The sequence below is a fragment of the Trichococcus alkaliphilus genome (assembly GCF_003008695.1).
Lineage (GTDB): Bacteria > Bacillota > Bacilli > Lactobacillales > Aerococcaceae > Trichococcus > Trichococcus alkaliphilus.
Genome location: NZ_PXZT01000003.1, coordinates 232667 through 256701 on the forward strand (window position 1 = coordinate 232667; position 24035 = coordinate 256701).

21 protein-coding genes are annotated in these 24035 nt (G+C 48.2%); 7 read left to right on the forward strand and 14 right to left on the reverse strand.

The features are described 5' to 3' along the window. Positions 1 to 62 precede the first annotated feature (62 nt). The gene (locus tag C7R73_RS04285) at positions 63 to 1247 is read right to left on the reverse strand and encodes a class I SAM-dependent rRNA methyltransferase (RefSeq protein ID WP_106449289.1); all 1185 of its coding nucleotides are present in this window, start codon (positions 1245 to 1247) and stop codon (positions 63 to 65) included. Further along, positions 1244 to 1897: a VanZ family protein gene (locus C7R73_RS04290; protein ID WP_106449290.1), complete on the reverse strand. Its 654-nt coding sequence runs from the start codon at positions 1895 to 1897 to the stop codon at positions 1244 to 1246. The genes C7R73_RS04285 and C7R73_RS04290 overlap by 4 nt, the downstream gene beginning before the upstream one ends. Before the next feature lie 262 nt (positions 1898 to 2159). Between C7R73_RS04290 and C7R73_RS04295 the strand changes: the two genes are divergently transcribed. Then, positions 2160 to 4337 carry an LTA synthase family protein gene (locus C7R73_RS04295; protein WP_106449291.1) on the forward strand — a complete coding sequence of 726 codons (2178 nt, stop codon included), beginning with the start codon at positions 2160 to 2162 and terminating at the stop codon, positions 4335 to 4337. Between the two features lie 43 nt (positions 4338 to 4380). Here the strand turns inward: C7R73_RS04295 and C7R73_RS04300 are convergent, their stop codons facing one another. From C7R73_RS04300 to glpK, 7 genes are all read right to left on the reverse strand, one after another. Then, positions 4381 to 5802 (reverse strand): sensor histidine kinase, encoded by a 1422-nt coding sequence (locus tag C7R73_RS04300; protein WP_106449292.1) that lies wholly within the window; start codon positions 5800 to 5802, stop codon positions 4381 to 4383. Then, positions 5799 to 6512: a response regulator transcription factor gene (locus C7R73_RS04305; RefSeq protein ID WP_106449293.1), complete on the reverse strand. Its 714-nt coding sequence runs from the start codon at positions 6510 to 6512 to the stop codon at positions 5799 to 5801. The genes C7R73_RS04300 and C7R73_RS04305 overlap by 4 nt, the downstream gene beginning before the upstream one ends. Positions 6513 to 6675: 163 nt before the next feature. Beyond that, the gene (locus C7R73_RS04310) at positions 6676 to 7011 is read right to left on the reverse strand and encodes a single-stranded DNA-binding protein (RefSeq protein ID WP_068560913.1); all 336 of its coding nucleotides are present in this window, start codon (positions 7009 to 7011) and stop codon (positions 6676 to 6678) included. 120 nt (positions 7012 to 7131) lie between these two features. Next, positions 7132 to 8073, reverse strand: coding sequence for a DNA-binding protein WhiA (whiA, locus tag C7R73_RS04315; protein WP_106449294.1), 942 nt, complete (start codon positions 8071 to 8073; stop codon positions 7132 to 7134). A 42-nt stretch (positions 8074 to 8115) separates the two neighbouring features. Then, entirely contained in the window at positions 8116 to 9114 is a 999-nt protein-coding gene (locus C7R73_RS04320; protein WP_106449295.1) for a gluconeogenesis factor YvcK family protein, read from the reverse strand. Further along, positions 9111 to 10001 (reverse strand): RNase adapter RapZ, encoded by an 891-nt coding sequence (gene rapZ, locus C7R73_RS04325; RefSeq protein WP_106449296.1) that lies wholly within the window; start codon positions 9999 to 10001, stop codon positions 9111 to 9113. The genes C7R73_RS04320 and rapZ overlap by 4 nt, the downstream gene beginning before the upstream one ends. A gap of 77 nt (positions 10002 to 10078) precedes the next feature. Beyond that, on the reverse strand, positions 10079 to 11596 hold the full coding sequence (glpK, locus tag C7R73_RS04330; protein WP_106449297.1) for a glycerol kinase GlpK: 1518 nt from the start codon (positions 11594 to 11596) through the stop codon (positions 10079 to 10081). A gap of 389 nt (positions 11597 to 11985) precedes the next feature. On the opposite strand from glpK, the gene C7R73_RS04335 reads away from it, so the two are divergent. The 6 genes from C7R73_RS04335 to C7R73_RS04360 all read left to right on the forward strand — a co-directional run bounded on the left by C7R73_RS04335 (position 11986) and on the right by C7R73_RS04360 (position 18291). Then, positions 11986 to 13167, forward strand: a complete 1182-nt coding sequence (locus C7R73_RS04335; RefSeq protein ID WP_106449298.1) for a betaine/proline/choline family ABC transporter ATP-binding protein — start codon at positions 11986 to 11988, stop codon at positions 13165 to 13167. 4 nt (positions 13168 to 13171) lie between these two features. Then, positions 13172 to 13810 (forward strand): ABC transporter permease, encoded by a 639-nt coding sequence (locus tag C7R73_RS04340; protein ID WP_106449299.1) that lies wholly within the window; start codon positions 13172 to 13174, stop codon positions 13808 to 13810. Between the two features lie 2 nt (positions 13811 to 13812). After that, the gene (locus C7R73_RS04345) at positions 13813 to 14763 is read left to right on the forward strand and encodes an osmoprotectant ABC transporter substrate-binding protein (RefSeq protein WP_192875239.1); all 951 of its coding nucleotides are present in this window, start codon (positions 13813 to 13815) and stop codon (positions 14761 to 14763) included. Further along, complete coding sequence (locus C7R73_RS04350) at positions 14760 to 15437, forward strand: ABC transporter permease (RefSeq protein WP_275658089.1); 678 nt, start codon at positions 14760 to 14762, stop codon at positions 15435 to 15437. Before C7R73_RS04345 ends, C7R73_RS04350 begins: the two co-directional genes overlap by 4 nt. Before the next feature lie 202 nt (positions 15438 to 15639). Then, a complete protein-coding gene (gene asnB, locus C7R73_RS04355; protein WP_106449301.1) occupies positions 15640 to 17517 on the forward strand; it encodes an asparagine synthase (glutamine-hydrolyzing) in 1878 nt (625 codons plus the stop codon). A gap of 153 nt (positions 17518 to 17670) precedes the next feature. Beyond that, the gene (locus C7R73_RS04360) at positions 17671 to 18291 is read left to right on the forward strand and encodes an NAD(P)H-dependent oxidoreductase (protein ID WP_106449302.1); all 621 of its coding nucleotides are present in this window, start codon (positions 17671 to 17673) and stop codon (positions 18289 to 18291) included. 51 nt (positions 18292 to 18342) lie between these two features. Here C7R73_RS04360 and C7R73_RS04365 read toward each other — a convergent pair whose 3' ends face one another. The 5 genes from C7R73_RS04365 to C7R73_RS04385 form a co-directional block, all read right to left on the reverse strand. Then, complete coding sequence (locus C7R73_RS04365; RefSeq protein ID WP_106449303.1) at positions 18343 to 20070, reverse strand: phospho-sugar mutase; 1728 nt, start codon at positions 20068 to 20070, stop codon at positions 18343 to 18345. Between the two features lie 168 nt (positions 20071 to 20238). Further along, complete coding sequence (trxB, locus tag C7R73_RS04370; RefSeq protein WP_106449304.1) at positions 20239 to 21210, reverse strand: thioredoxin-disulfide reductase; 972 nt, start codon at positions 21208 to 21210, stop codon at positions 20239 to 20241. Between the two features lie 215 nt (positions 21211 to 21425). Further along, complete coding sequence (gene galU / locus C7R73_RS04375; protein WP_106449305.1) at positions 21426 to 22319, reverse strand: UTP--glucose-1-phosphate uridylyltransferase GalU; 894 nt, start codon at positions 22317 to 22319, stop codon at positions 21426 to 21428. After that, positions 22316 to 23362 (reverse strand): NAD(P)H-dependent glycerol-3-phosphate dehydrogenase, encoded by a 1047-nt coding sequence (locus C7R73_RS04380; RefSeq protein ID WP_106449306.1) that lies wholly within the window; start codon positions 23360 to 23362, stop codon positions 22316 to 22318. Before C7R73_RS04380 ends, galU begins: the two co-directional genes overlap by 4 nt. Positions 23363 to 23381: 19 nt before the next feature. After that, positions 23382 to 24032 carry an HAD-IA family hydrolase gene (locus C7R73_RS04385; RefSeq protein WP_106449307.1) on the reverse strand — a complete coding sequence of 217 codons (651 nt, stop codon included), beginning with the start codon at positions 24030 to 24032 and terminating at the stop codon, positions 23382 to 23384. Between the last annotated feature and the right edge of the window lie 3 nt (positions 24033 to 24035).

Sequence of the window (24035 nt, forward strand, 5' to 3'; positions counted from 1 at the left end):
GTCACCTCATTTTTGAGGCAGCTCCGTTCTCTTTTTTCTTTTGATTTTTGGGTAGCCTGGGCCTATCTCGTCAGTTTTTTGATGATGAAGACCTTCAGGTAATCACTGGTCTTGCTGCCTGCCGGAACAGCGAAGTCGCTCGGCAGATGGAAGGTTTCCAGGATACGGTAGTCACAATGGCTGTTCTTGAAGGCTTGGTCGATGTCCTGTTTGAAATTCTTTTCCTTGTAGTTGGCTGCGTTGGAAGAAACGATCAGCGTACCATCTGGTGCGGTGATCTGGATCAGTTCCTCCAACAACTGGGTGTAATCCTTCGTGACTGAAAAAGTCCGCTTTTTGGTGCGAGCAAAGCTCGGCGGATCGATGATGGTCACGTCGTACTGCAATTCCTTGCGGATGGCGTAGCGGATGAAATCGAAGACATCCATGACATAGATTTTCTGCGCCTCGCCATCCAGGTTGTTGACGGCGAATTGTTCTTTGGTGCGTTCCAATGAGCGGTTTGCAACATCGACACTTGTTGTTTCGATTGCTCCGCCCATGGCAGCAGCCACCGAGAAGGCACCCGTGTAGCTGAAAGTGTTCAGTACCCGCTTACCTGCCGCATACCGCTCCGTCAGAGCGCCGCGTACGTCGCGCTGATCCAGGAAAATGCCCGTCATCAGTCCATCATCCAGATAAGTCGCATAGTTGATGCCGTTCTCCTTCACGATCAGAGGCGTCGGGGCTGCTTCACCCGTGACGAAGCGGCTGATCAGGCTGTCTTTCCGTTGGTAACGGAATTTTTCATAGATGCCCTTCGTTTCCGGGAAGACCGCTTGAAAAGCAGCGATGATGGCGGTTTGGTAGCGGAAGATGCCTCCGCTGTACCAGGATACCACCGCAAATCCGTCATAATGGTCGATGGTGACACCAGGAATGCCGTCACCCTCCGCATTGAAAATCCGATAGGTAGTCGTTTCCGGATCCGATTGCAGATCCGTGCGCTTACGTTTCGCTTTTTCGAACTTGTTTTTGAAGAACGCTTCATTGAAACTATCCGTGTTATCCAACGAAAATACCCACCCGACGCCTTTGTTCTGTTTGGCCAAATAGGCTCTTGCTACGAATGCCTGGCGAGAATCGACCAGTTCGACGATTTCGCCCTCAGAAAAGCTGAGTTCATTTGGGAAATCCTCGAACTGCAGCAAGGGATTCCCTGCCTTAATTTTTTTTTCGCTTATTTGCGTAATGATTATTTTTTTCATAGTTTTCTTCCTTTATAGTCAATTGTCCGTTCTGCACTGCTGTGTTTTTTTGAAGATACCCAGATGCCGTAGCCGATTGCTGCACCCAACGTATTGAAGAAGACATCATCGATATGCGTCACGCCCGTCTGAAAGATGAGCTGGAGGAACTCGATCATGGCGGAAAAAAGAAAGCCGACCGCCGTCACTTTGAGGAAACTGCATTTTTTTCTGAACAGATACGGACCCACGAAGCCCAACGGCATAAACCAGACGACGTTCCCCCACGAATTATACCAGGCCGAAAAACCGGAGTCCCCGTAAAAGAGCTTGACCGTATCCACCAACGGCAGCCAATGGATCGCCGACCAATCGATTTTGTGATACTCGACGGTCCAGAAAGTCTCCTCGTTGCGGAAAACCGTCAGTTGAAGCAGCAGCACGATGTAGATAAACAGAGCATGCAGCAAACCTTCCTTATATAAGGGGATTTTTTTGCCCGTCTTGCGATGTCTGTGCAACAGATAAGCGGCCCGAAGAACCAGAAAAATCAAATAATACAGTATAGTCTTGTCCACGCTGTTGAAAACTAATTGTATGAGCGGAAAATGATTGACAGATGATTCCAGAGAAGCAGCCACCCACTCATACAGCCCTTGTAAAAATATCATAATCTATGCTCACCTTTGTCAGTTTTGTTCCTTTAATCAGATACATGGAAAGACCCATTTTCTCGAAAAATCCTGAAAAAAGCAACTGTTCTTGATAAAAACTTAGGAAAAACTTTACGGTGCTTCGATTGACTATCAAAAGCATTCAGAATATAATGACACTAGCTCATTTTACATAAAATTCACAAACAACACACATTACCCTTAAAAATTCACATGAAATTTACATGTGTTCCACAAGATATCATAGGAGGTCTCTTTTTTGAAACAAAAATTAACTGAACAGTTGCAGACGCGATTCGGGTTTTTCCTGTTCGCCGTCGTCCTTTTCTGGCTAAAGACCTATTTCGCTTACCACACAGCGTTCTCTTTAGGCGTAGACGGCTGGTTCCAGCAGCTGATTCTTTTTATCAATCCAATCGCAACGACTTTATTGATTCTGGGGATTTCCCTTTTTGTGAAGAATCCTAAAAAAGGCTACCGGAGTCTGATTGCTCTGTATTTTTTCAATTCCTTTCTTTTGTTCGCCAATGTCGTCTATTATCGTGAATTCACGGATTTCTTGACGCTTAAGACCATTTTCGGTTCAGCCAACGCAACCAAAAACCTTGGTTCCGGCGTCATCGCCATGATGCAGCCGATCGACCTGTTCTATTGGATCGATGCTTTCGTCCTAATCTACGTCTATAAGAAATTCGTCAGCAAAAACCGCGACGAACGCATCTTCAAGAAAAGATGGGCATTTGCGACAGTGGCAGCCTCGATTGCGATTTTCGCCGCTAACCTGGGTCTGGCTGAAATCAGCCGCCCGCAATTGTTGACGAGAACATTTGACCGCAACTATATCGTCAAATACTTGGGAATCAATGTCTACACGCTCTACGACGGGATCAAGACAGCCCAGGCCAACCAAGTGCGCGCAAGCGCGGACAGCTCAGACATGGCTAGCGTCCTTGATTATTTGGGTGAACATTACGCCGAACCAAATCAAGCATACTTCGGACAAGCGGAAGGCAAAAACGTCGTCTACATCCATCTGGAAAGTATGCAACAGTTCCTGATCGATTTGTCGCTTACCGATGAAACAGGCACGACTGCGGAAGTCACGCCGTTCCTGAACAGCTTGTATCACAGTAGCGACTCCAACAGTTATAGCAACATTTTCCACCAGACTGGACAAGGAAAAACAAGTGATGCCGAACTGATGTTGGACAATTCACTGTTCGGATTGCCTCAAGGATCAGCCTTCACACAGGTTGGTGCGGATAATACGTTCCAATCTGCACCGGCCATCTTGAGCGAAACCTTTGGCTACACGTCAGCCGTTTTCCACGGCAATGTCGGCTCTTTCTGGGATCGCGATAATGTCTACAAATCTTTTGGCTATGATTATTTCTTTGATGCCGACAGCAGCTACACGCTGACGGATGAGAATTCGGTAGAATACGGGTTGAAGGATAAATTGTTCCTGCAGGAATCGGCTCAATACCTGGAACAATTACCGCAGCCTTTCTATGCGAAGTTCATAACTGTATCGAACCACTTCCCGTTCCCTGAAGACGAGATGAACAACACCTTCGCTTTGGATACCGGCGATGAAACGGTTGACGGTTATTTCAATACCGTCCACTATGCTGATGAGGCCTTGGCTGAATTCTTCCAATATATGAAGGATTCAGGACTTTATGATAATACGATTTTCGTATTGTATGGCGACCACTTCGGAATTTCCAGCTCACGCAATGAAACGGTTGCGCCGCTCATCGGAGCGAATGCAGACTTGTGGGGTGCCTATGACGACGCCATGATGCAAAAAATTCCGCTCATCATCCATAACCCGGGTTCCGGCACCGGCCAGATCAGCGATGTCTATGGCGGCCAGATCGATATCTTGCCTACTGTGATGCATCTGCTTGGTGTCGATACTTCAGCCTATGTCCAACTTGGACAGGATCTGTTGTCGGCGCAAAATGAGGGAATCGTCGTTTTCCGTAACGGAAGCATCGTGACGAGCGAATATACCATTTTAGGAAATACTGTTTATCATACCCAAACAGGTACACTTGCTTATCAGACCGAAGAAGTGATCCAAAAGGTTGCTGAAATCCGAGCTCAAGCTGAACTGCAGCTGGCCATCTCCGATCAGATCATCAACGGAGACTTGCTTCGCTTCTACACACCTGACGGATTCGTGCCGGTCGACAAGAGCCAGCACAGCTATGTGGATTCTCCAGCCGAACTGGAAGCGGACATCGCGGAATTGGGCAATCTGAACACTTCCTTGTACTACACGAACAACGGCGTCTCAAGCGTTCCGCTTTATCAGACGGATGCTCCTGAGTTCCCTGCCAACCAAGCCGCTGCTGAAGCAACCGTAACGGAAGAACAACCCGTTACTGAAGAAGCCCCAGCAGAAGGACAGACAGAAACAGTTGAATAACCAAAAGAGCTGCCGGAATATTAAAATTCCGACAGCTCTTTTTTTAACCATTTTTTTCAAATGCTGCTTTCGTTGGCAATGTAATCGTGAAGGTTGTTCCCTCGCCTGGATTGCTTTTCACGTCGACAGTCCCTTTATGGTTCATCACTAAAGATTGGACCACAGCCAAACCGATTCCCGATTCTCCGAATTTAGTGTTCTTTCTGGAAACATCAACTTTGTAGAACCTTTCCCATATACTCGTGATATCCTTTTTCTCGATGCCGATGCCCGTGTCTTTGACCTGGATGATCTGCTGCTCGCCATCCGGGAACGACGACAGGGTGATGGTTCCGTTTTTCGTGAACTGGATAGCGTTTTGAGTGAGGTTCACCATGATCTGGATAAAACGGTCATAGTCCGCGTAGATCCGATCCGCTGCATCCACCTGGACGATGATCAGGTCATCCTTCGCCTGCGCTTTAGCCCGCATCTGTTCCGCGACATTCTCCAGCGCTTCCTTGGCGGAAAACTCCTGCTTCACTAAGACGATCTGATTGGAGCGGATCTTTTCATAATCAAGGTTTTCATTCACCAAACGGATCAGCCTTTTGGTTTCTTTCTGCATCAGTTGCATGCTCCGATCCCGGCGTCCTTCGGGAATCATGTGATGCTGAATCCCCTCCAGGATGCCGTTGATCGTCGTGAGCGGCGTGCGCATCTCATGGGCTACGTCCATCATGAACTGACGCCTTAAATTCTCTTGGCGTTCGACTTCCTCGTTGGAGGCTTTCAAAGACCTTGCCATTTGGTTGAAATCCTCCGACAGCTCATCAAATTCATCTTTGTGATGATTCTCCAGCGAGATATCAAAATTGCCTGACGCAATCTCATGGGTGGCCCTCCGCATGCGCTTGATGCGCCTTGTCAGATAATTGGCGATGCCGAGGCTCAATACAATCGCGATGCCCCCGGAAGTCAGCACAGCCACAAGCAGGTTGTGCTCAATTTCGTTGATTTCGTCCTCGATCCCTTTTACCGGCGAGCCTACCGCTATGAAGCCTGTGAAATCGGCCGTAGTCGCATTAAAAAGCGGGAGATAAACCGTCAAGAAGCGTTTTTTTTCGTTCAGGAAGCCGCGATCCCGCTCCGTCAAAGAAATCCGTTCCCCTTCTGAGAGCCTCTCAAAATCCTCCGTGCTGATCCCGCTCGTATACAGATCCGTCGCTTGCGGATAAACCATATGATCTTCTGCATCAAAGATGGCAAACGAAACGTCCTGGTTGGACACCAAAGTCGAACCGCTTTCCAGTTGCTGGACCGTCATGTTCTGATCGATGATCGATTCGGCATAGCCGTACAGCTGCGCCTCTTTCTCGTCGTAGACATTACTGGTGACGTATTGGATGATCAGGATGCCTGTCGTACTGACGGTTATGAGAATCAAGGCGAAAAAAGCCAGGGTTTGTTGATAGACGTACTTCATTTCTCATCTACTCCGCTGTCGTCGAATTTGTAGCCGACTCCCCAAACCGTCTGGATCACTTGCGGTCCGACCGCTTCTATTTTTTGCCTCAATTTCTTGATGTGGGCATCGATTGTGCGTTCATCCCCGTAATAAGGATCTTCCCAGATCCGTGTCAAAAGGTGTTCCCTCGAAAATACTTGTTTCGGGTGTTCCGCCAACAATGCGAATAGTTCGAATTCCTTCGGCGTCAAACTTTCGATCTGGTTCCCGTCGAGATAGGCTTCGCGTGTGATCGTGCTGATTTTGACATGATCGGTGAGTACATCGAAATCGTCCGTAGCCTGCACCTGCGAGTGATCGACCTTAGCGCGACGGTGCATCGCTTTGATGCGGGCGATCAGGGTCAATGGACTGAATGGCTTCGTGACGTATTCATCCGCGCCGATTTCCAGACCGATGACTTGGTCGCTTTCCGAATCGCGCGCCGTCAGCATGATGATCGGCACAAACTGGGAGATTTTCCTTATTTCACGGCAGACCTGCATGCCATCCATGCTCGGCAGGTTCAGATCGAGGATGATCATATCCCATTTTCTGTCTTCCGCCGCGAACGCCTCCAGGCCCTCTTTCCCGTCATGCTTGAATGCAGCTTGCCAGCCTTCATTCTCAAAAAACATCGCCATCATTTCGCAGACGGCTTCATTGTCTTCTATCATCAAAATTTCCATAGCGACTCTCCTTTTCATTTCCTTTATTATATCTTTTTTTCCGATGAGCGGCATCATTTCCAGTCTACGATACCACATACCTTTGAAGTTTCTATGAATAAATGGGGAAATCGGCGTTTCCGACAGAAAAAGCCCCGGAATCCGGGGCTTTTGTGGGGGAGCATCAGACTGCTTCCTGTTCTCTTTTCGCTTCCACGAAATACAGTTCTTCCACGACCAATTCGATGACATAAACGTGCTGCTCTTGCTTATTGACGTAGGAACGCGAAACCAAATGGCCGTTGACACCGATCTGGTTCCCTTTGGCGCAATACTGTTCAACCAGATTTGCGGTTGCTCCCCAAAACACGACAGGTATGAAATCCGCCTGCGGTTGGCCTTCATCCGCTTTCCTTAGCCGTTGCACCGCCAGTGTATTGTTGCAGACTTGCCTTTCCCCATTCACCTGTTGCACTTGGATGGGCCGCACCAGCCGCCCAATCAATGATACTTGATTCATCCTTTCATTCCTCCTTCTGCTTGACTTACTGTCTATAATATCCGCAAAAAGGCAGGCTTGATTTTTTTCAAAAAAATAAACCTGAAGACTTTTCTCAGTCTCAAGGTTTATTTTCCTGTATCAGCGGATGGCTTTCCCCATCCGCAATGAATCGGCGTAGTCGTTTATTTTTCGCAAACGGTGGTTGATGCCGGATTTGGATATGACTCCGCTCGGTATCATTTCACCAAGTTCCTTCAGGCTGATGTCGGGATTCTCCAAGCGGATCACGGCGATTTCCTTCAGCTTGTCAGGTAATCTTCCAAGTCCTACTGTCGCTTCGATGAATTCGATGTTGGCGATCTGTTTTGCCGCCGCATCGATCGTCTTGTTCATATTCGCGTTTTCGCAATTCACGAGGCGATTCACGGAATTACGCATGTCTCGGATGATCCGCACGTCCTCAAACTTCATCATCGCATTATGGGCACCGATCAATGCCAGAAAATCGGCGATCTTCTCGGCTTCCTTGAGATAAGTGATGAATCCGTTGCGACGCTCGATCGTCCGCGCGTTCAGGTCAAAGTGATTCATCATATCACAGATGTCTTGGTTGTGGTCCTCATAGTTGGAATAGATTTCCAGATGATAACGGCTCGTTTCCGGGCTGTTCACCGAACCACCGGCCATGAAGGCGCCGCGCAGGTAAGAGCGTTCCTTCTGGTTATTGTTCATGATATCTTCGGAAACTTGCGTCTTGAAGGACAGCCCGTCGAAAATGCTCAGATCGCTCAGCAATTCCGTAACGCCTTGCTTCAGGCGCACAATATAGACGTTATTCTTCTTCAGCTTCATTTTGCGGCGCACCAACAATTCGCTTTCGAATGAGTAGTGATCCTTCAAGAGAACGTACATCCGTCTGGCGATTGCCGCATTTTCTGTCTGGACATTCAGGACAAATGACTGGTTATAGATGCTGACCGACCCGCTCATCCTGATCAACGCGGTCAGTTCGGCTTTCGCATGTTCGCGGTGCACTTCCAATGTTGTCAATTCTTTTTTTACTTCAGATGCAAAAGACATATGTGCCTCCTTTCCGACAGCTTCTTTCAATCAGAAAAAAGGTCAACAGATAGTTTTGATATTAGAGATTAGATTGATCAGTTCCGAAACGACTTTTTTGCCGTCGTGGTAAACGCCGCCGTTCTTCATATCCAGGAAATCCGCGGAAATGACACGGCAATTTTCTTCGCGCAATCCTTTGAAGTCATGGCGTACTTGCAACAGATATTCTTCGTCGGCTTGTTGATTGAGGTATTCATCCGGCACTTTTTCCGTGTTCACCAGGACGGTGTCGATGAATTTCGCTTTCAGATGGTCATGCAATACCTTGATGTGCTCGGCATCGCTGAAGCCCTCCGTTTCGCCCAATTGCGTCATGATGTTGCAGATGTATACTTTCTCGGCTTTGGTCTCGATGACCGCTTGCCCCAGATCACTGATCATCAGGTTAGGCAAAATGCTCGTATACAGGCTTCCCGGTCCGATGACGACCATATCCGCCTCCAGGATGCTGTTGATGACGTGACGGGAGGCGACGGCATCCCTTGTTTCATCCAACGGTTTGACATACACCCGTTCGATTTTTTTGCGGCCATTTGCGATTTTTGACTCGCCCTTGATGACCGTACCGTCCTTGAACTCTGCGTATAGTGAGAGTGGCTCGTCAGCTGCGGCGTAAATTTTGCCTTTTACGCCCATCATGACGGACAGCAATCGAATGGCATCAAAAATGTTCCCTTTCATTTCAGTCAGAGCCACAATGATCAGGTTTCCGATTGCGTGCCCGGAAACGAAGGAATCCTTTGAATTGAAACGGTACTGGAAAATGTCCTTTTCCAATTTCGGCATATCGGAGAGCGCAATCAGGCAGTTGCGGATATCCCCGGGAGGCACAATGTTGACATGGTCGCGGATGATGCCGCTGCTGCCGCCGTCATCAGCCACCGTGACAATGGCCGTGATATCCGTGTTGTGATTCTTCAGTTCTTCCAGAATGACCGGCAAGCCCGTTCCGCCGCCGATAACGACGATTTTCTTCGTTCTGCTCGGATTTTGACTCATGACCGATTCACCGTCTCTTTGCGTTTATTCCGATCACGGTGGGTCGTATTCACTTGATAGCCCGCACTCTTCAATTGCAGGCTGGTGCGTTCCGCCAAAGCGACAGAGCGGTGTTGCCCGCCAGTGCAACCGATGGCGATATTCACGCTGGTCTTGCCTTCTTTTTTATAGCCAGGAATGATGTATTCCAGTAGGTCGATGAATTTTTTGTAAAAAATTTCCGTCTCCGGTTGCTTCATAACATAATCATAGACTGGCTTATCCAGCCCCGTCAACGGACGCAGTTCATCTACGTAATGCGGATTGGGCAAAAAGCGGACATCCATGACGATGTCGGCATCGATCGGTAAGCCATACTTGAACCCAAAAGATACGACTTCGATATGGAAAACATCCTTGTCGTCGACTTTGAATGTATCCAACAGCCGTTCCCTTAATTGGCGCGGTGTTGTTTCGCTCGTGTCGATGACCAATTGCGACCGATTGCGGATATCCTCAAGCAGTTCCCTTTCTTTGTGGATTCCTTCCAGTACGGTTCCGCCTGATTGGGTAAGGGGATGGCTTCTTCTTGTCTCTTTGTATCGGGAAACAAGCACATCGTCCTTCGAATCAAGGAAGATGACTTTGGTTGTGATGAAGGAAGTATTGTCCAAACTGTCCACAGCAGACATGATTTCATCAAAGAATGCACGGGAGCGCAGATCGATCACTAAGCAGATCCTGCTTATTTTACCCGATTCCTTTACAAGCTCCCAAAATTTCGGTAATAAACTTGGGGGCATATTATCTATACAGAAATAGCCTAAATCTTCAAATGTCTGTAAGGCCACCGTTTTCCCGGCGCCGCTCATCCCCGTTATGACTACCAATTCGAGAGTGTCTGCCATTGTAATTCCTCCAGTCAAATATATATATATGTTCATTATAACATACCGGGTGTATCATTTGTCTATTTCTGAACATTTTAGTGTTTCTTAAGTTTTGGCTTATGTTTGAAGTGGCGGGCGGCGGTTACTGCGCTTTGCCAGCCGGCGTAGAGGTCTTCGCGCACTTCGGCAGGCATATTCGGATGGAATTCGCAATCGGGTTCCCAATTTTTGATGATGTCGTCGGTGTCCTTCCAGAATCCTACTGCCAAACCTGCCAAGTATGCGGCCCCCAGTGCGGTTGTCTCCATCACTTTGGATCTGGTCAATGTTGTGTTCAGAATATCGCTTTGGAATTGCATCAGGAAATTATTGTGGGCCGCTCCCCCATCGACGCGCATGTTTGTGATGACCAATCCGGAATCCTTCTGCATCGTATCCACGACATCCTTTGTCTGATAAGCCAACGATTCGAGCGTCGCACGGATCAGGTGAGCTTTCGAAGTCCCTCTCGTCAATCCAAAGAAAGCACCACGCACGTCCTGATCCCAATAGGGTGCCCCCAATCCGACAAACGCCGGAACCATATAAACGTTCTCGTTCGATTCAAGCAATTCAGCATATTCTTCCGACTCGGCTGCAGTCCGGATCAACTGGGCTTCATCGCGCAGCCATTGCAGAGCGGACCCGGCCACAAAGATGCTCCCCTCAAGGGCATACGTCACTTCGCCGTTCAACCCGTATGCGATCGTTGTAAGCAGGCCATTTTCCGATTTCACCGGTGTAAGACCTGTGTTCATAACAATGAACGCGCCGGTCCCGTAAGTATTTTTCACCATCCCCTGTTCAAATCCGGTCTGCCCGAAAAGGGCAGCTTGTTGATCACCGGCGATTCCGGCTATCGGAATGCGCGAACCGTAAAAATCATTTTCTTCGGTATATCCGTATATTTCCGATGAAGAACGGACTTCAGGCAGCAGCGTTCGCGGAATGTCCAGCAAATCCAGGATCTGCTGATCCCATTTCAAGTCGTAAATATTGAACAACATCGTTCGGCTGGCATTGGAAACATCCGTTACGTGCACCTTTTTCCCTGTTAGTTTCCAGACGATCCATGTATCGATGGTGCCGAAAAGCAGTTCGCCCTTTTCAGCCCGCTCACGAGCACTCGGGATATGATCCAGCAACCATTTGATTTTAGTGGCCGAAAAGTAGGAATCGATGATCAGTCCGGTCTTATCATGGATGAAGTCGTCATGCCCTTCCTGCTTCAGTTTGTCGGCGATATCCGAAGTTTGACGGGATTGCCAAACAATCGCATGATAGATCGGCATTCCGGTAACGCGGTCCCATACAACCGTTGTCTCGCGCTGATTCGTTACCCCTATTGCCGCAATTTCCTCCGGACGGATGGCCCCCCTGATCAAAGCATCCGCTATGACCGACTGAACACTGATCCAAATTTCATTCGCATCGTGTTCCACCCAGCCTGGTTCAGGATAATATTGCATCAATTCTCGTTGCGAAGAAGAGATGATTGTGCCTTTCTTGTCCCAGATGATTGCACGCGTGCTGGTTGTCCCTTGATCTATCGACATGATGTATTTTTTTTCCACGTATATGCCTCTTTCCTGATTTGAAATTTATCATTGGCCAAAAACAAGAAACCGCTCTCATTCTTTTATCACCTGCGTGTATTTGCCTCTACTATTATCCTAGCATTCTTTTTGACGAATCCCAATTATTTTTCTTTGTTCCAATCCTGCTTCAGAAGCTTATAGCAATTATATTGAACACTCCCTTTATCAACTTTATATCATTCAAATTGGACGAATTTAAAAATATAAAAATTTATCGAAAATATACCGTCATCCCAACGATGGGAACCCTCTCATTTGCATGCTTTTTTCACAAAGTTTCAGCCCCATCATTTGCAAAATGGCTTCCTTGCGCGGTAAGGTAGAGTAAGGAATTTGTGAAATTAAAATAACTAAGAGGTGAAACCATGATAGAATTTAAAAATTTAACCAAGCGATTCCCGGGTGGGAAAATTGCAGTGGACTCCCTTAACCTGACGTTCAATGACGGAGAGTTCATTGTATTCATCGGAACAAGCGGCAGCGGTAAAACAACTTCCATGAGGATGATCAACCGCATGATTGAACCTACCTCCGGCGAAATACTGATCAACGGAAAAAACATCAAGGACATGAATGCAGTGGAATTGCGCCGCCAAATAGGTTACGTCATCCAGCAAATCGGTCTGATGCCACACATGACCATCTTCGAAAACATCGTCATGGTTCCAAAATTACTGAAATGGCCTGTTGAAAAACAAAAAACAATTGCAGAGGAGCTGATCCAAAAAGTCGATCTTCCATTGGATTTTCTGGAACGCTACCCATCAGAACTGTCAGGCGGCCAGCAACAACGCATCGGTGTTATCCGTGCTTTGGCAGCCGACCAGGACATCATTTTGATGGATGAACCTTTCGGAGCACTGGATCCAATCACCCGTGATTCGCTGCAGGAACTTGTCAAACAGCTGCAGCAGGAATTGGGCAAAACAGTCATCTTTGTAACCCACGATATGGATGAGGCTTTGAAACTGGCAGACCGGATTGTCATCATGCAGGAAGGAAAAGTCGTCCAATTCGACACTCCCGACAACATCCTGATGGACCCCGCGAACGAATTCGTCGAAAATTTCATCGGCGAGGAACGCCTCAGCCAAGCGCGCACGAATTTCCGCACAGTGGAACAAATCATGATCCGTGGCCCGGTATCCGTTTCGACTGATCAAATTCTATCAGAAGCGATCAAACTGATGCGCACGCGTCGAGTCGACAGCTTATTTGTGACAGATATGGACGATGTTTTGTTGGGCATGTTGAGTGTCGAAGCGATCAACCAGAACCTCCGCAGACCGGTAACTGCTGGCGAAATCATGAGTGAAGTTTCTTTTGTCCGTGAAGGTACGCTCGTTAGGGACGCTTTGCAGCGTATCCTGAAATTGGGTTATAAAAACATTCCTGTTGTGGATGCAAAAAACCATCTGATCGGCTTGATCACCCGCACTTCCATTGTGGACATGGTATACGATACGATATGGGGAGACATAGAGCCTGAAATGCCCGCTGAAGAGGTAATCGAAACGACCGCAGACATTGAAACGGTTAAGGGGTGATGATATGGACTTTTTGACAACAAACGGTTCCGAGTTACTCTTTAAAACCGGTGAGCATTTCTACATCTCAGCCTTAGCTCTGATGCTTGGCGTGCTGGTTGCCGTTCCTTTGGGCATCGCCTTGACCCACTTCAAGCGTTACTCCGGTTTTATCATCAGTTTTGTTTCGATTCTCCAGACGGTCCCTTCCTTGGCGTTACTCGCCTTGATGATCCCACTTTTCGGGATTGGAAAACTTCCCGCGATCGTAGCTTTATTCATCTATTCCTTGTTGCCGATTCTGCGCAATACGTTCATCGGCATCTCGAATGTGGACAACAACATCATCGACTCAGCAAAAGGGATGGGCTTGACCGACAACCAGATCATTCTGCAAGTGAAATTGCCTTTGGCAGCTCCGGTCATCATGTCCGGAATCCGCTTGGCGGGAGTGTACGTCATCGCCTGGGCGACGCTTGCTTCGTATATAGGAGCCGGCGGTTTGGGTGATTATATTTTTAACGGATTGAATGTATACGATCAGGAAATGATCATTTGGGGAACTTTACCGGTGACCGTATTGGCTTTATTGGCTGATTTCCTGCTTGGAAAGCTTGAACGATTCGTTTCTCCACAGACAACATCTGCAAAAGGAGGAAACTGATTATGAAGAAACACATAAAAATATGGTTGCTGTTTCCGCTGACGTCACTTTTGTTGGCCGCCTGCTCCTTGCCTGGCCTTGGCGCATCAGTGAACAATGAAGGCATCGTCATCACCGGTGGGACAACGACAGAAATGCAAATATTGAGTTATATGGTCAGAGGGATGGTCGAACATTACCTGCCGGACGCTTCCGTGGATATGGTCAATAATCTTGGTTCATCGACCTTGAATCACCAAGCTATGATAGGCGGGGATGCGAATGTATCGGCTGTCCGCTACACAGGGACATCTCTGACCGGTGAATTGGGCATGGAGCCTCTTACGGATCCCGAATTGGCTTTGGAGACGGTAGTCAAGGGTTTCGATGAACAATTCGATCAAGTTTGGTTCCCATCCTATGGCTTTGCCAACACGTACGCTTTTTTGGTGACACGTGAATTTGCCGAAGAAAATAATTTGGAGACCATCAGCGACCTCGCAACATTGGCCCCGAATCTGAGAGCCGGCGTCGACAATTCCTGGATGGAGCGGGAAGGTGACGGTTACGAAGCCTTCAAAGATACCTATGGCTTTGATTTCCAGCGCGTCTATCCGATGCAGGTCGGTCTCGTATATGATGCTCTGCAGGCGGATGAAATGGACATCGTTTTGGGCTATTCCACAGACGGACGGATCGCGAGCTATGACCTGGTCGTTCTCGAAGACGATCTGCAGCTATTCCCGCCTTATGATGCCAGCCCCGTTGCCTCCAAAGAAATTCTGGAAGCTTATCCTGAACTGGAGACCATCCTGCTGAAATTGGAGGACACGCTGACTGATGAAATGATGCAGGCGATGAACTATGAAGTCGATAACGACTTGGTGGAAGCCCAAACAGTCGCCCAAAATTTCCTGGAAGAGAACAGCTATTTTGAAGATAAAGAAGTTACATCCTTAAAGGAGGGCGAATGATGAATCTAAGCGAAATGAATATGCTCCAGCAGTTGCTTTACTATTATAGAGAAAATGGTAGCTATGTCTTCGAACAGTTCACCCGCCATTTTCTGATTTCCATTTATGGGGTGCTGTTCGCCGCAATTGTAGCAATCCCACTCGGTTTCTGGATCGCACGCAATAAAAAATTGGCGGATTGGATCATCGGCGCAGCCAATGTCATCCAGACCATCCCTTCCCTGGCGCTGTTATCCATTTTGATGCTGGGACTCGGACTTGGGTCGGATACCGTCATTGCGACAGTCTTCCTGTATTCGCTGCTGCCGATCATCAAAAACACCTATACCGGTGTGCGGAATGTGGATGCCGCTTTGTTGGATACGGGTAAAGGCATGGGGATGACGCGGATGCAATTGACTTATCTGGTCGAATTGCCGTTGTCGCTTTCCGTCATCATGGCCGGCTTGCGGAATGCCTTGGTCGTTGCCATCGGCATCACCGCCATCGGCACCTTCATCGGCGCCGGCGGATTGGGGGATATCATTTCCCGCGGTGTCAATGCGACGAACGGGACAGCCATCATCCTAGCCGGCGCAATCCCGACCGCTTTGATGGCCGTTCTGGCGGATTGGTTGTTGGGTCTGATGGAAAAACGTCTGGACCCCTCCAGCAAAGTTAAGCGTAATCGTTGAGCGCACAAAATAAGCAGTGAAACCGAAGAATAAGGCGCTTCCATACAAAGTGGATCGCCTTATTTTTTCGATTTTTGGGAATTCTGCAGAGCTTTCCCATCGGATAATTTCTTTTAATGATTTTCCATTTGTGATAGAATAGATTGGACTCTAGACGGACAGACATTCTGATCTAGCAAGAGATACTTAAGGAGTGGTATAAATGTGTGGTTTTGTTGGATATATCCATGGATCGACTGCATGGAACCATCAGACTGTGATTGAAGGTATGATGAATAGGATCGTGCACCGCGGGCCAGACAGCGGCGGCATGTATTCTGATGACAAGGTAACGTTAGGCTTCCGCCGATTGAGCATCATCGACCTTTCCGATAACGGGAAGCAACCGATGTACAGTGCCGACGGAAATTTGGTATTGGTGTTCAACGGCGAAATCTTCAACTTCCAGGAGTTGCGCGAAGATCTAAAACAAAAAGGACACGTCTTCCATTCCAAAACGGACAGTGAAGTTTTGATTTACGGCTACAAAGAATACGGTTATGACTTCGTGAAACAATTGCGCGGCATGTTCGCGTTCGCGATCTGGGACAAAGTGAACGATACGATGTTCATCGCCCGTGATGGCTTCGGCATCAAACCGTTGTACTATACGACAAACACAACCGACGGCAGCTTGCTTTTCGGTTCTGAAATCAAGTCATTTTTGGCTCACCCTGCTTTCATCAAAGAAGTGAACAAGGATGCTTTGCGCCCTTACTTGACGCTGCAATACTCTTCAATGGGCGAAACCTTCTTCAAGGGCGTCCACAAATTGAAACCGGCGCATTATATGGTGCTTAAAGGCAACGATATCCATACGGTCGAATATTGGGACAAGAAATTTCATGCCGAAAACGGCACTTTGGAAAGCTATGTGGAAGAAATTAAAGCAACGATGGCCGATTCCGTTCGCGCCCACAAAATCAGTGACGTGAAAACCGGCGCTTTCCTTTCCGGCGGTGTCGATTCCAGCTTGATCACAGCTTTGATGAAACCGGAAAAATCTTTCTCGGTCGGCTTCTCCGAATATGAAAAAATGTTCAACGAAACCAACCAGGCTGCCGATCTTTCCGACATCCTCGGCATCGAGAATGTCCGCAAGTACATCTCGCCTGAGGAAGCTTTCCATGCCCTGCCTACCATCCAATACCATATGGATGAACCGCAATCGAATCCGTCTTCCGTTCCGTTGTATTTCTTGGCTGAATTGGCGAAGAAAGATGTGACAGTCGTACTTTCGGGTGAAGGCGCAGATGAAATTTTCGGCGGCTACTCTTGGTATGAGCCATCCAAGAAAATGGAGACCTATGAAAAGGTCCCTTACAGCCTGCGAAAAGGCATCGGCAAATTGGCCCACAAACTGCCGAAGAATACGCTGACGACCTTCTTGGTCAAAGGCGGCCAAAAAGTTGAAGAACGCTTCATCGGCCAAGCCATCGTCTGGGACGAAGAAGAAGCTGTGGATATCCTGAAGCCAGCATACAAAAATGGCCCGGATATCCGTTCGATCACCAAACCGATCTATGACGAAGTAAAAGGCCAGGATGATGTGACGAAGATGCAGTATCTCGATCTGAACCTTTGGATGCCTGGGGATATCCTGTTGAAAGCCGACAAGATGAGCATGGCCCACTCGTTGGAGCTGCGCGTACCTTTCCTGGACAAAGAAGTCATGGAATTGGCGAAACGCATCCCTTCCGATTACCGTGTCAACGAAATCGATACGAAATACGTGCTGCGCAGAGCGGCTGCCGATGTCCTGCCGGAAGAATGGGCGAAACGTCCGAAGTTGGGCTTCCCTACTCCTATCCGTCACTGGCTGCGTGAAGAAGAATTCTACAACGAAGTCAGAAAAGCTTTCGCTTCAGACTATGCGGCAGAATTTTTCGACACCGACAAGCTCGTGCAGATCCTCGATGACAACTATACGAAGAAATTGGATTACGGTCGCCAAATCTGGACTGCCTACATCTTCCTCGTCTGGTACAAACGTTTCTTCATCGATGAAACGCCTCTGTCTGCGGAAGCTTTCGTAGCTTAAGATTGTTGATTGAAAATGCAAAAGAGAGTTACCCGACAAGGGTAACTCTCTTTTTTACCTGTTCCTCTCGTTTTCAGATAGTGGTTATGCTTTATCATCTGTGCATGTAAATGGTATCATGTATCTATAACAAATTGGAAAGAAGGTTATTCTATGGCCAGAGTTTTAGTTGTGCGCGCGCATCCTTTCGACAGCAGCGTCTCCCGTTCCATGAAAGTCCTGGATGCTTTTCTGGAGGAATACAAAGCTGTGAATCCTTACGATCGCATCAAGGACATGAATCTTTATGAAGTCGCAATCCCTGAAATCGACCGGGATCTTTTGACTGCATGGAAAGAATTGTCGAAAGGTGTGCTATTTGATCAATTGACTTCCCGTCAGCAGGAAAAAGTGACGCTCTTCAATCACTACACAGATGATTTCTTGTCCATGGATAAGATCATCATCGCCAATCCTTTGTGGAACATGCACGTGCCGGGTCGCCTGAAGACGTGGATCGATACTATCACTGTCGCCGGACAGACATTCCGTTACACGGAATCCGGAGCGGTCGGCATGGTCCCGGATAAAAAATTGCTGCATATCCAAGCAAACGGAGGCCTCTTCGACGGAAGCGACCCTGCCAGCCAGTACATCAAGAGCATTTTCCGCTTTCTGGGAGTCGAAGAAATCTCGCAACTTTTCGTTGAAGGCATGGACACATACCCGGACCGTGCCGATGAAATCGTTGCGGATGCGATCGAAAAAGCCAAACAATTGGCCAAAACTTTCTGATAAACCTTCAAATAAAAAAGAAGCCCGCGGGCTTCTTTTTTGTTGCATTGCTTATTCAGCGGTCAAAGTACGGATGCTTGCTTCGAAAGCAGCAACTTTTTCGTCGACTGCGGATTGGCTTTCCGCTTTGGCACCGATATAGAATTTGATTTTTGGTTCTGTTCCGCTTGGACGGATGGCGATCCAGCTGCCATCTTCCAGGAAGTATTTCAGCACATTCGAGCTCGGCATATCGATGCTCTCAGTTGAACCATCAGGGAATGTCTTCGTCGAGTTGCCGAAGTCTTCCGTGATCGATACGGCGATGCCTGCGAAGTCTGACGGTGCTTCAGAACGGAATTGAGCCATCAGCGCCTTGATTTTTTCTGCTCCAGTGATGCCGGACATCGTGACGGAAATTGTCTGTTCTTTATAGTAGCCGTGCGTTTCGAAGATTTCGACCAAGCCGTCATACAGCGTTTGGCCTTTTTTCTTGTAGTAAGCCGCTACTTCAGCAATCAATACTAGGGCTTGGATAGCGTCTTTGTCGCGGACGAACGGTTTTGCCAGATAGCCGTAGCTTTCCTCGAAACCGAACAAGAATTCCTTGCTGTGGTCTTCTTCGTACTGCTTGATTTTTTCTGCGATGAATTTGAATCCGGTCAGAACATCAACCATATCCGCACCGTATGATTTTGCGATTGCGGTAGGCAACTCGCTGGATACGATTGATTTCAGGGCTGTACCGTTGGCTGGCAATGTGCCGGCCGCTTTTTTCGCGCGCAGCAAGTAATCCAGCATCAATGAAGCGATTTGGTTACCAGTCAGGACAACGTACTCGCCTTTTGCTTTGCGGACGGCCGCACCCAAGCGGTCAGCATCCGGATCGGTCGCGACCAAAATATCGGCATCCAGTTCCGTACCCAGTTTGATGGCGTATTCGAATGCGCCTGCTTCTTCCGGATTCGGTGATTTCACGGTGGAGAAGTTCGGATCCGCTACTGCCTGTTCCGGCACGAGATAGATGCCTTCAAATCCGGCATTCTTCAAAGCGCGTTCACCCATCATCTGACCAGTCCCATGAAGAGGCGTGAAGACCAATTTCATTTCTTTGCTCATTTCATGGACAAGGGCAGGATCGACGGTCACTGTTTTGACCAGCTCAAGATAAGCTGCGTCGATCTCTTCTCCAAGCATTTTGATCAAACCGGCTGCTTTCAGCTCTGCTTCATCACCCACTTGGATCATCAGTGGATTTTCGATTGCTCTTACATATTCAGTCAAAGCGTCCGCATCGTCAGGAGTCATCTGGCCGCCGTCGTCTCCATAGACTTTATAACCATTGTAATCAGCCGGGTTATGGCTCGCTGTGATCATGATGCCCGTTAGCGCATTCAAATGTCTTACCGCAAAGGATAATTCAGGTGTAGGACGTAAGCTTTCAAAAACGAAAGCCGGAATGCCGTGCGCACCCAATGTCTTCGCTGCCTCCATCGCGAACTCCGGAGATTGGTGTCTGGAATCGTAAGCAATCGCAACGCCACGTTTTTTCTCTTCTTCACCTTTCGCCTCCATCAAACGAGCCAATCCTTCGGTCGCTTGGCGTACTGTGTAGATGTTCATTCGATTGATGCCGACTCCCAGGATGCCGCGCATACCGGCAGTCCCGAATTCCAGCGGAGCAAAAAAAGCATCTTTCAGTGCTTCTTCATTTCCCTCCAAAGATTGCAATTCTTCTTTTAATGTAGGTTCTAATAAGGCAAAATTATTCCATTGTGCGATGGTTTCTTGATAAGACATTTTCATCATCCTTCCCATATTAGTTTAACCATATTATAACATTATTTACATGCATTATGAGCGAAAAGATGGAATCTACAAAAAAAGTTCACGCTCTGAAATCAGAACATGAACTTTAGTGATATTTATCGATTTGAAAACAACTTGACTGTTTTGATGAATATTTTCTCAGTCCGCTGTCTCGGCAGCCGCTTCGGCAGCTGCCATACGGTCATGCAGATCTTCGATGTAAGAAAAAGCGCGGTTTCCGGCTTCCCCGCCATCTCCGACAGCAGTCGTGATTTGGCGCAGAAGTTTCTGGCGCACATCCCCGATGGCAAAGATGCCCGGTATGGCGGTCTCCATATGCTGATTCGTGATGATCCAGCCTTCTTCATCCGTGATCCCCAGATCAAGGAAGGCATCCGATTGCGGCAAAATGCCGACATAAATAAAGACGCCGTCCACGGCTTTTTCAGTGATTTCGTTGGTATTTTTGTTCCGGATTACTACGCCCGTGACTTTTTGTCCATCGCCCTTGATTTCTTCCACAAAGGAATCCCACGTAAAGGAAACTTTCTCATTCTTAAAGGCACGGTCCTGGATGATTTTTTGGGCGCGCAAGGCATCACGTCGGTGCACGATGTTGACGTCCGCAAATTGCGTCAAGTAAGTCCCTTCCTCCACGGCAGAATCTCCGCCGCCGACCACTGCCAATTTTTTGCCTTTAAAGAAGGCACCATCACAGACGGCACAATAGGAAACGCCGCGGCCATTGTACTGGTCTTCTCCGGGAACCCCCAATTTGCGGTGGTGGGAACCGGTAGCGATGATGACGGCACGCGTTTTATAGGACTTTTTGCCTGCTTCGACGATGCGGTAATCGCCATCGACGACAATGCGTTTCACATCTCCGTAGGCGTGCTGGGCTCCGAATTGCATGGAGCTTTCGTACATCCTTTCAGCCAACTCCGGACCCAATATCGATTTGAAGCCAGGATAATTTTCAATTTCGGCCGTATTGATCATTTCACCGCCGGGAATGCCGCGTTCCAGCATCAAGGTGCTCAAATTCGAACGGGATGCATAAAGCGCCGCAGTCATTCCGCCTGGCCCGGCTCCGATGACGATGACGTCATAAATTTTTTCAGTTTGTTCCATGTTTAGTGTATCTCCTTCTGGTGTTAAGTCTGTTCCGGGCTGGTGCCGAAATCTGGTTCCTATACAGTTTACTCTGACTTTATTTTTTGTGCCACAATTCTGCTCAGGGTCCTCAATTAATGGAGAAGAAGCCGAGCCATGAATCGCAGAACGATTGATGGCCCGGCCTCTTTTGTTTTTATTCAACAATCAATTGGTTTGGATTGCCTGACTGGCTATTTGCCTTCGTCCTCGGCAGTCAACTTTTCGCCCAGCTCCACCAGATAATTTTTCAATTTATCCTTTATTTCCGGATGGGTCAGGCCGTAAGAAATGCTTGTCGTCAGGAAGCCGAATTTGTCTCCGACATCAAAGCGTTTGCCGTCGAAGCGTTTTGCGAAGACGCGCTGCGTTTGGTTCAAAGTATCGATAGCGTCGGTCAATTGGATTTCTCCGCCGGCACCCGGATTTTGATTTTCCAGAATTTCGAAAATTTCCGGAGTCAGCAAGTAGCGGCCGATGATAGCCAAATTGCTCGGCGCGTCTTCCGGATTCGGTTTTTCGACGAATCGGCGGACGTTGAACAGGCCTGGTTCCAGTTCCTGATCCGGATCGATGATGCCGTATTTGGATGTTTCTTCATGCGGCACTTCCATCACGGCGATGTTCGAAGCATGCGTGCGCTCGTATGCATCCATCAACTGTTTGGTCAACGGCACTTCGTCTTCCATCAGATCATCCCCAAGCATGACAACGAAAGGCTCATCCCCGACAAAGGCTTTTGCTTGCAGAACCGCATGGCCCAATCCCAATGGATAAGATTGGCGGACGAAATGGATGCGTAAACCGGTCGTTTCCTGCACCAATTCAAGCAGTTCATTTTTGCCTTTTTCGCGCAGATTCGCTTCCAACTCAATGTTTGAATCAAAATGGTCTTCGATTGGACGTTTGCTTTTTCCGGTTACGATCAGTATATCTTCGATCCCTGATGCGATCGCTTCTTCGACGATGAATTGAATGGTCGGCTTATCGACAATCGGCAGCATTTCTTTTGCCATCGCTTTCGTTGCCGGTAAAAAACGTGTTCCGAATCCCGCAGCAGGAATCACTGCTTTTCTGACTTTCTTCATATTGACTGGCTCCCCTTTTCCACATTTTGAGAAGATTGCTCCGCTTTGCCTTCGCGCAGCATCAATTCCTCGATTGCTTTTTTGACGTCAACTTTCTCGTACAACACTTTGTAGATGGCTTCCGTGATCGGCATTTCGATGCCTTTTTCCTGTGCCAATTCATAAGCGGCTTTTGTTGTCGCCACGCCTTCAACGACCATCCCCATATTGTTCAGCACTTCATCCAGGTCATGGCCTTTTCCGATCAGATCCCCTGCGCGCCAGTTCCGCGAATGGCGGCTTGTTCCGGTAACGATCAGATCGCCAACCCCGCTCAGACCGAAGAAGGTCATTGGATCGGCTCCAAAGGCTGTGCCGAGGCGGCTGATTTCAGCCAACCCGCGCGTCATCAAAGCCGCTTTGGCATTATCGCCGTAGCCCAATCCATGGAGCGCTCCGGCACCGACTGCGATGATGTTCTTCAAAGCAGCACCCAACTCAACCCCGATGACATCCGTGTTCCGGTAGACCCGGAAGTAGGGATTCATGAACAGTTTTTGCACATAACCTGCATCCTCTTCATTCTCGGATGCGGCAGTGATCGTTGTGATGTCCTTTTTGGCGACTTCTTCCGCATGGCTCGGTCCGGAAAGGACGACTAAGCTATCGTATTTTTCAGCCGGAATCTCTTCTTGGATGATGACGGAAATCCGTTTATGGGTATCCTGCTCCAACCCTTTGCTGGCGTGGATCAGATGCGGCTTTGTTTGTCCGTCCAACAGCGCTGCGACTTCTTTCGCGACCACGCGGATCGCTTTGGTCGGCAGAACGAACAAGAGCGCGTCTGCTTCTTTGATTGCGGCTTTCAGATCCGTGTACGCCACAATCGCTTCACTCAACTTGGCACCCGGCAAGTAATGCTCATTCGTATGCTGTTCGTTGATTTCTTTGATTTGTTTCGGGTCATTCCCCCAAAGGCGGACATCATGTCCATTCTCATTCAATACCATGGATAAGGCTGTACCCCAAGATCCTGCCCCTAATACGGCGACTGTTTGTTTCATTTTGCTCGCTTCCCCTCCATTAAACTCTCACGCCGGAAAGAATGTACTCTTCCAACTCCTGTGGATCTTTGACTATTTTTGTTGGCCGATATGGTTGGATGAATGCAGTCGTTTTTTCGGACCAGCCCACAAAAATGCTTGTGACGCCCGCATTATTGCCTGCGACTATATCGTGGTGATTGTCCCCGACCATTACGCTGGTTTCCCTTTCAGCGTCCAGACGATCCAGAGCCAGAAAGAGTGACTCCGGATCAGGTTTCGGTTGCGAAAAATCGCCTGAGCCGAGGATCGTATCAAAATAATCCGTGATGCCGAGGATAGCGATACCTCGTTTCAGCACATCGCTGCGCTTCGTTGAAACGACGCCCAAGCGGAGGCCTTTCTGTTTAAGAGTTTCAAGCACTTCTTTGATGCCCGGAAACATGACGATCATTTCATCATGTTTTTCCAGCATGACCTCCCTGTAGCGGGCGACCAGCTCCTCCTGTCGGCTAGGATCAAGATTCCCGTATATTTCCTCTAGACTGGGACCGTTGAATTGGGCCATTTCCTCTTTTTTGAACCGGCCTGGAAAATTTTCCTCCATGACGACAAAGTGGCTTTCGCTGATGAGCCGGTTCGTATCGGCAATAGTGCCGTCAAAATCAAATAAAACCGTTTTGAAATTCATTCT

Coding starts and splice junctions, on each gene's coding strand:
- whiA (WP_106449294.1), bottom strand. CDS start 8,073: ATGTCTTTTGCATCTGAAGTAAAAAAAGAATTGACAACATTGGAAGTG.
- galU (WP_106449305.1), bottom strand. CDS start 22,319: ATGAAGAAAGTCAGAAAAGCAGTGATTCCTGCTGCGGGATTCGGAACA.
- C7R73_RS04380 (WP_106449306.1), bottom strand. CDS start 23,362: ATGAAACAAACAGTCGCCGTATTAGGGGCAGGATCTTGGGGTACAGCC.
- C7R73_RS04290 (WP_106449290.1), bottom strand. CDS start 1,897: ATGATATTTTTACAAGGGCTGTATGAGTGGGTGGCTGCTTCTCTGGAA.
- C7R73_RS04285 (WP_106449289.1), bottom strand. CDS start 1,247: ATGAAAAAAATAATCATTACGCAAATAAGCGAAAAAAAAATTAAGGCA.
- C7R73_RS04340 (WP_106449299.1), top strand. CDS start 13,172: ATGGACTTTTTGACAACAAACGGTTCCGAGTTACTCTTTAAAACCGGT.
- C7R73_RS04350 (WP_275658089.1), top strand. CDS start 14,760: ATGATGAATCTAAGCGAAATGAATATGCTCCAGCAGTTGCTTTACTAT.
- C7R73_RS04345 (WP_192875239.1), top strand. CDS start 13,813: ATGAAGAAACACATAAAAATATGGTTGCTGTTTCCGCTGACGTCACTT.
- trxB (WP_106449304.1), bottom strand. CDS start 21,210: ATGGAACAAACTGAAAAAATTTATGACGTCATCGTCATCGGAGCCGGG.
- C7R73_RS04300 (WP_106449292.1), bottom strand. CDS start 5,802: ATGAAGTACGTCTATCAACAAACCCTGGCTTTTTTCGCCTTGATTCTC.
- asnB (WP_106449301.1), top strand. CDS start 15,640: ATGTGTGGTTTTGTTGGATATATCCATGGATCGACTGCATGGAACCAT.
- C7R73_RS04320 (WP_106449295.1), bottom strand. CDS start 9,114: ATGAGTCAAAATCCGAGCAGAACGAAGAAAATCGTCGTTATCGGCGGC.
- C7R73_RS04385 (WP_106449307.1), bottom strand. CDS start 24,032: ATGAATTTCAAAACGGTTTTATTTGATTTTGACGGCACTATTGCCGAT.
- rapZ (WP_106449296.1), bottom strand. CDS start 10,001: ATGGCAGACACTCTCGAATTGGTAGTCATAACGGGGATGAGCGGCGCC.
- C7R73_RS04365 (WP_106449303.1), bottom strand. CDS start 20,070: ATGTCTTATCAAGAAACCATCGCACAATGGAATAATTTTGCCTTATTA.
- C7R73_RS04310 (WP_068560913.1), bottom strand. CDS start 7,011: ATGAATCAAGTATCATTGATTGGGCGGCTGGTGCGGCCCATCCAAGTG.
- C7R73_RS04360 (WP_106449302.1), top strand. CDS start 17,671: ATGGCCAGAGTTTTAGTTGTGCGCGCGCATCCTTTCGACAGCAGCGTC.
- C7R73_RS04305 (WP_106449293.1), bottom strand. CDS start 6,512: ATGGAAATTTTGATGATAGAAGACAATGAAGCCGTCTGCGAAATGATG.
- C7R73_RS04335 (WP_106449298.1), top strand. CDS start 11,986: ATGATAGAATTTAAAAATTTAACCAAGCGATTCCCGGGTGGGAAAATT.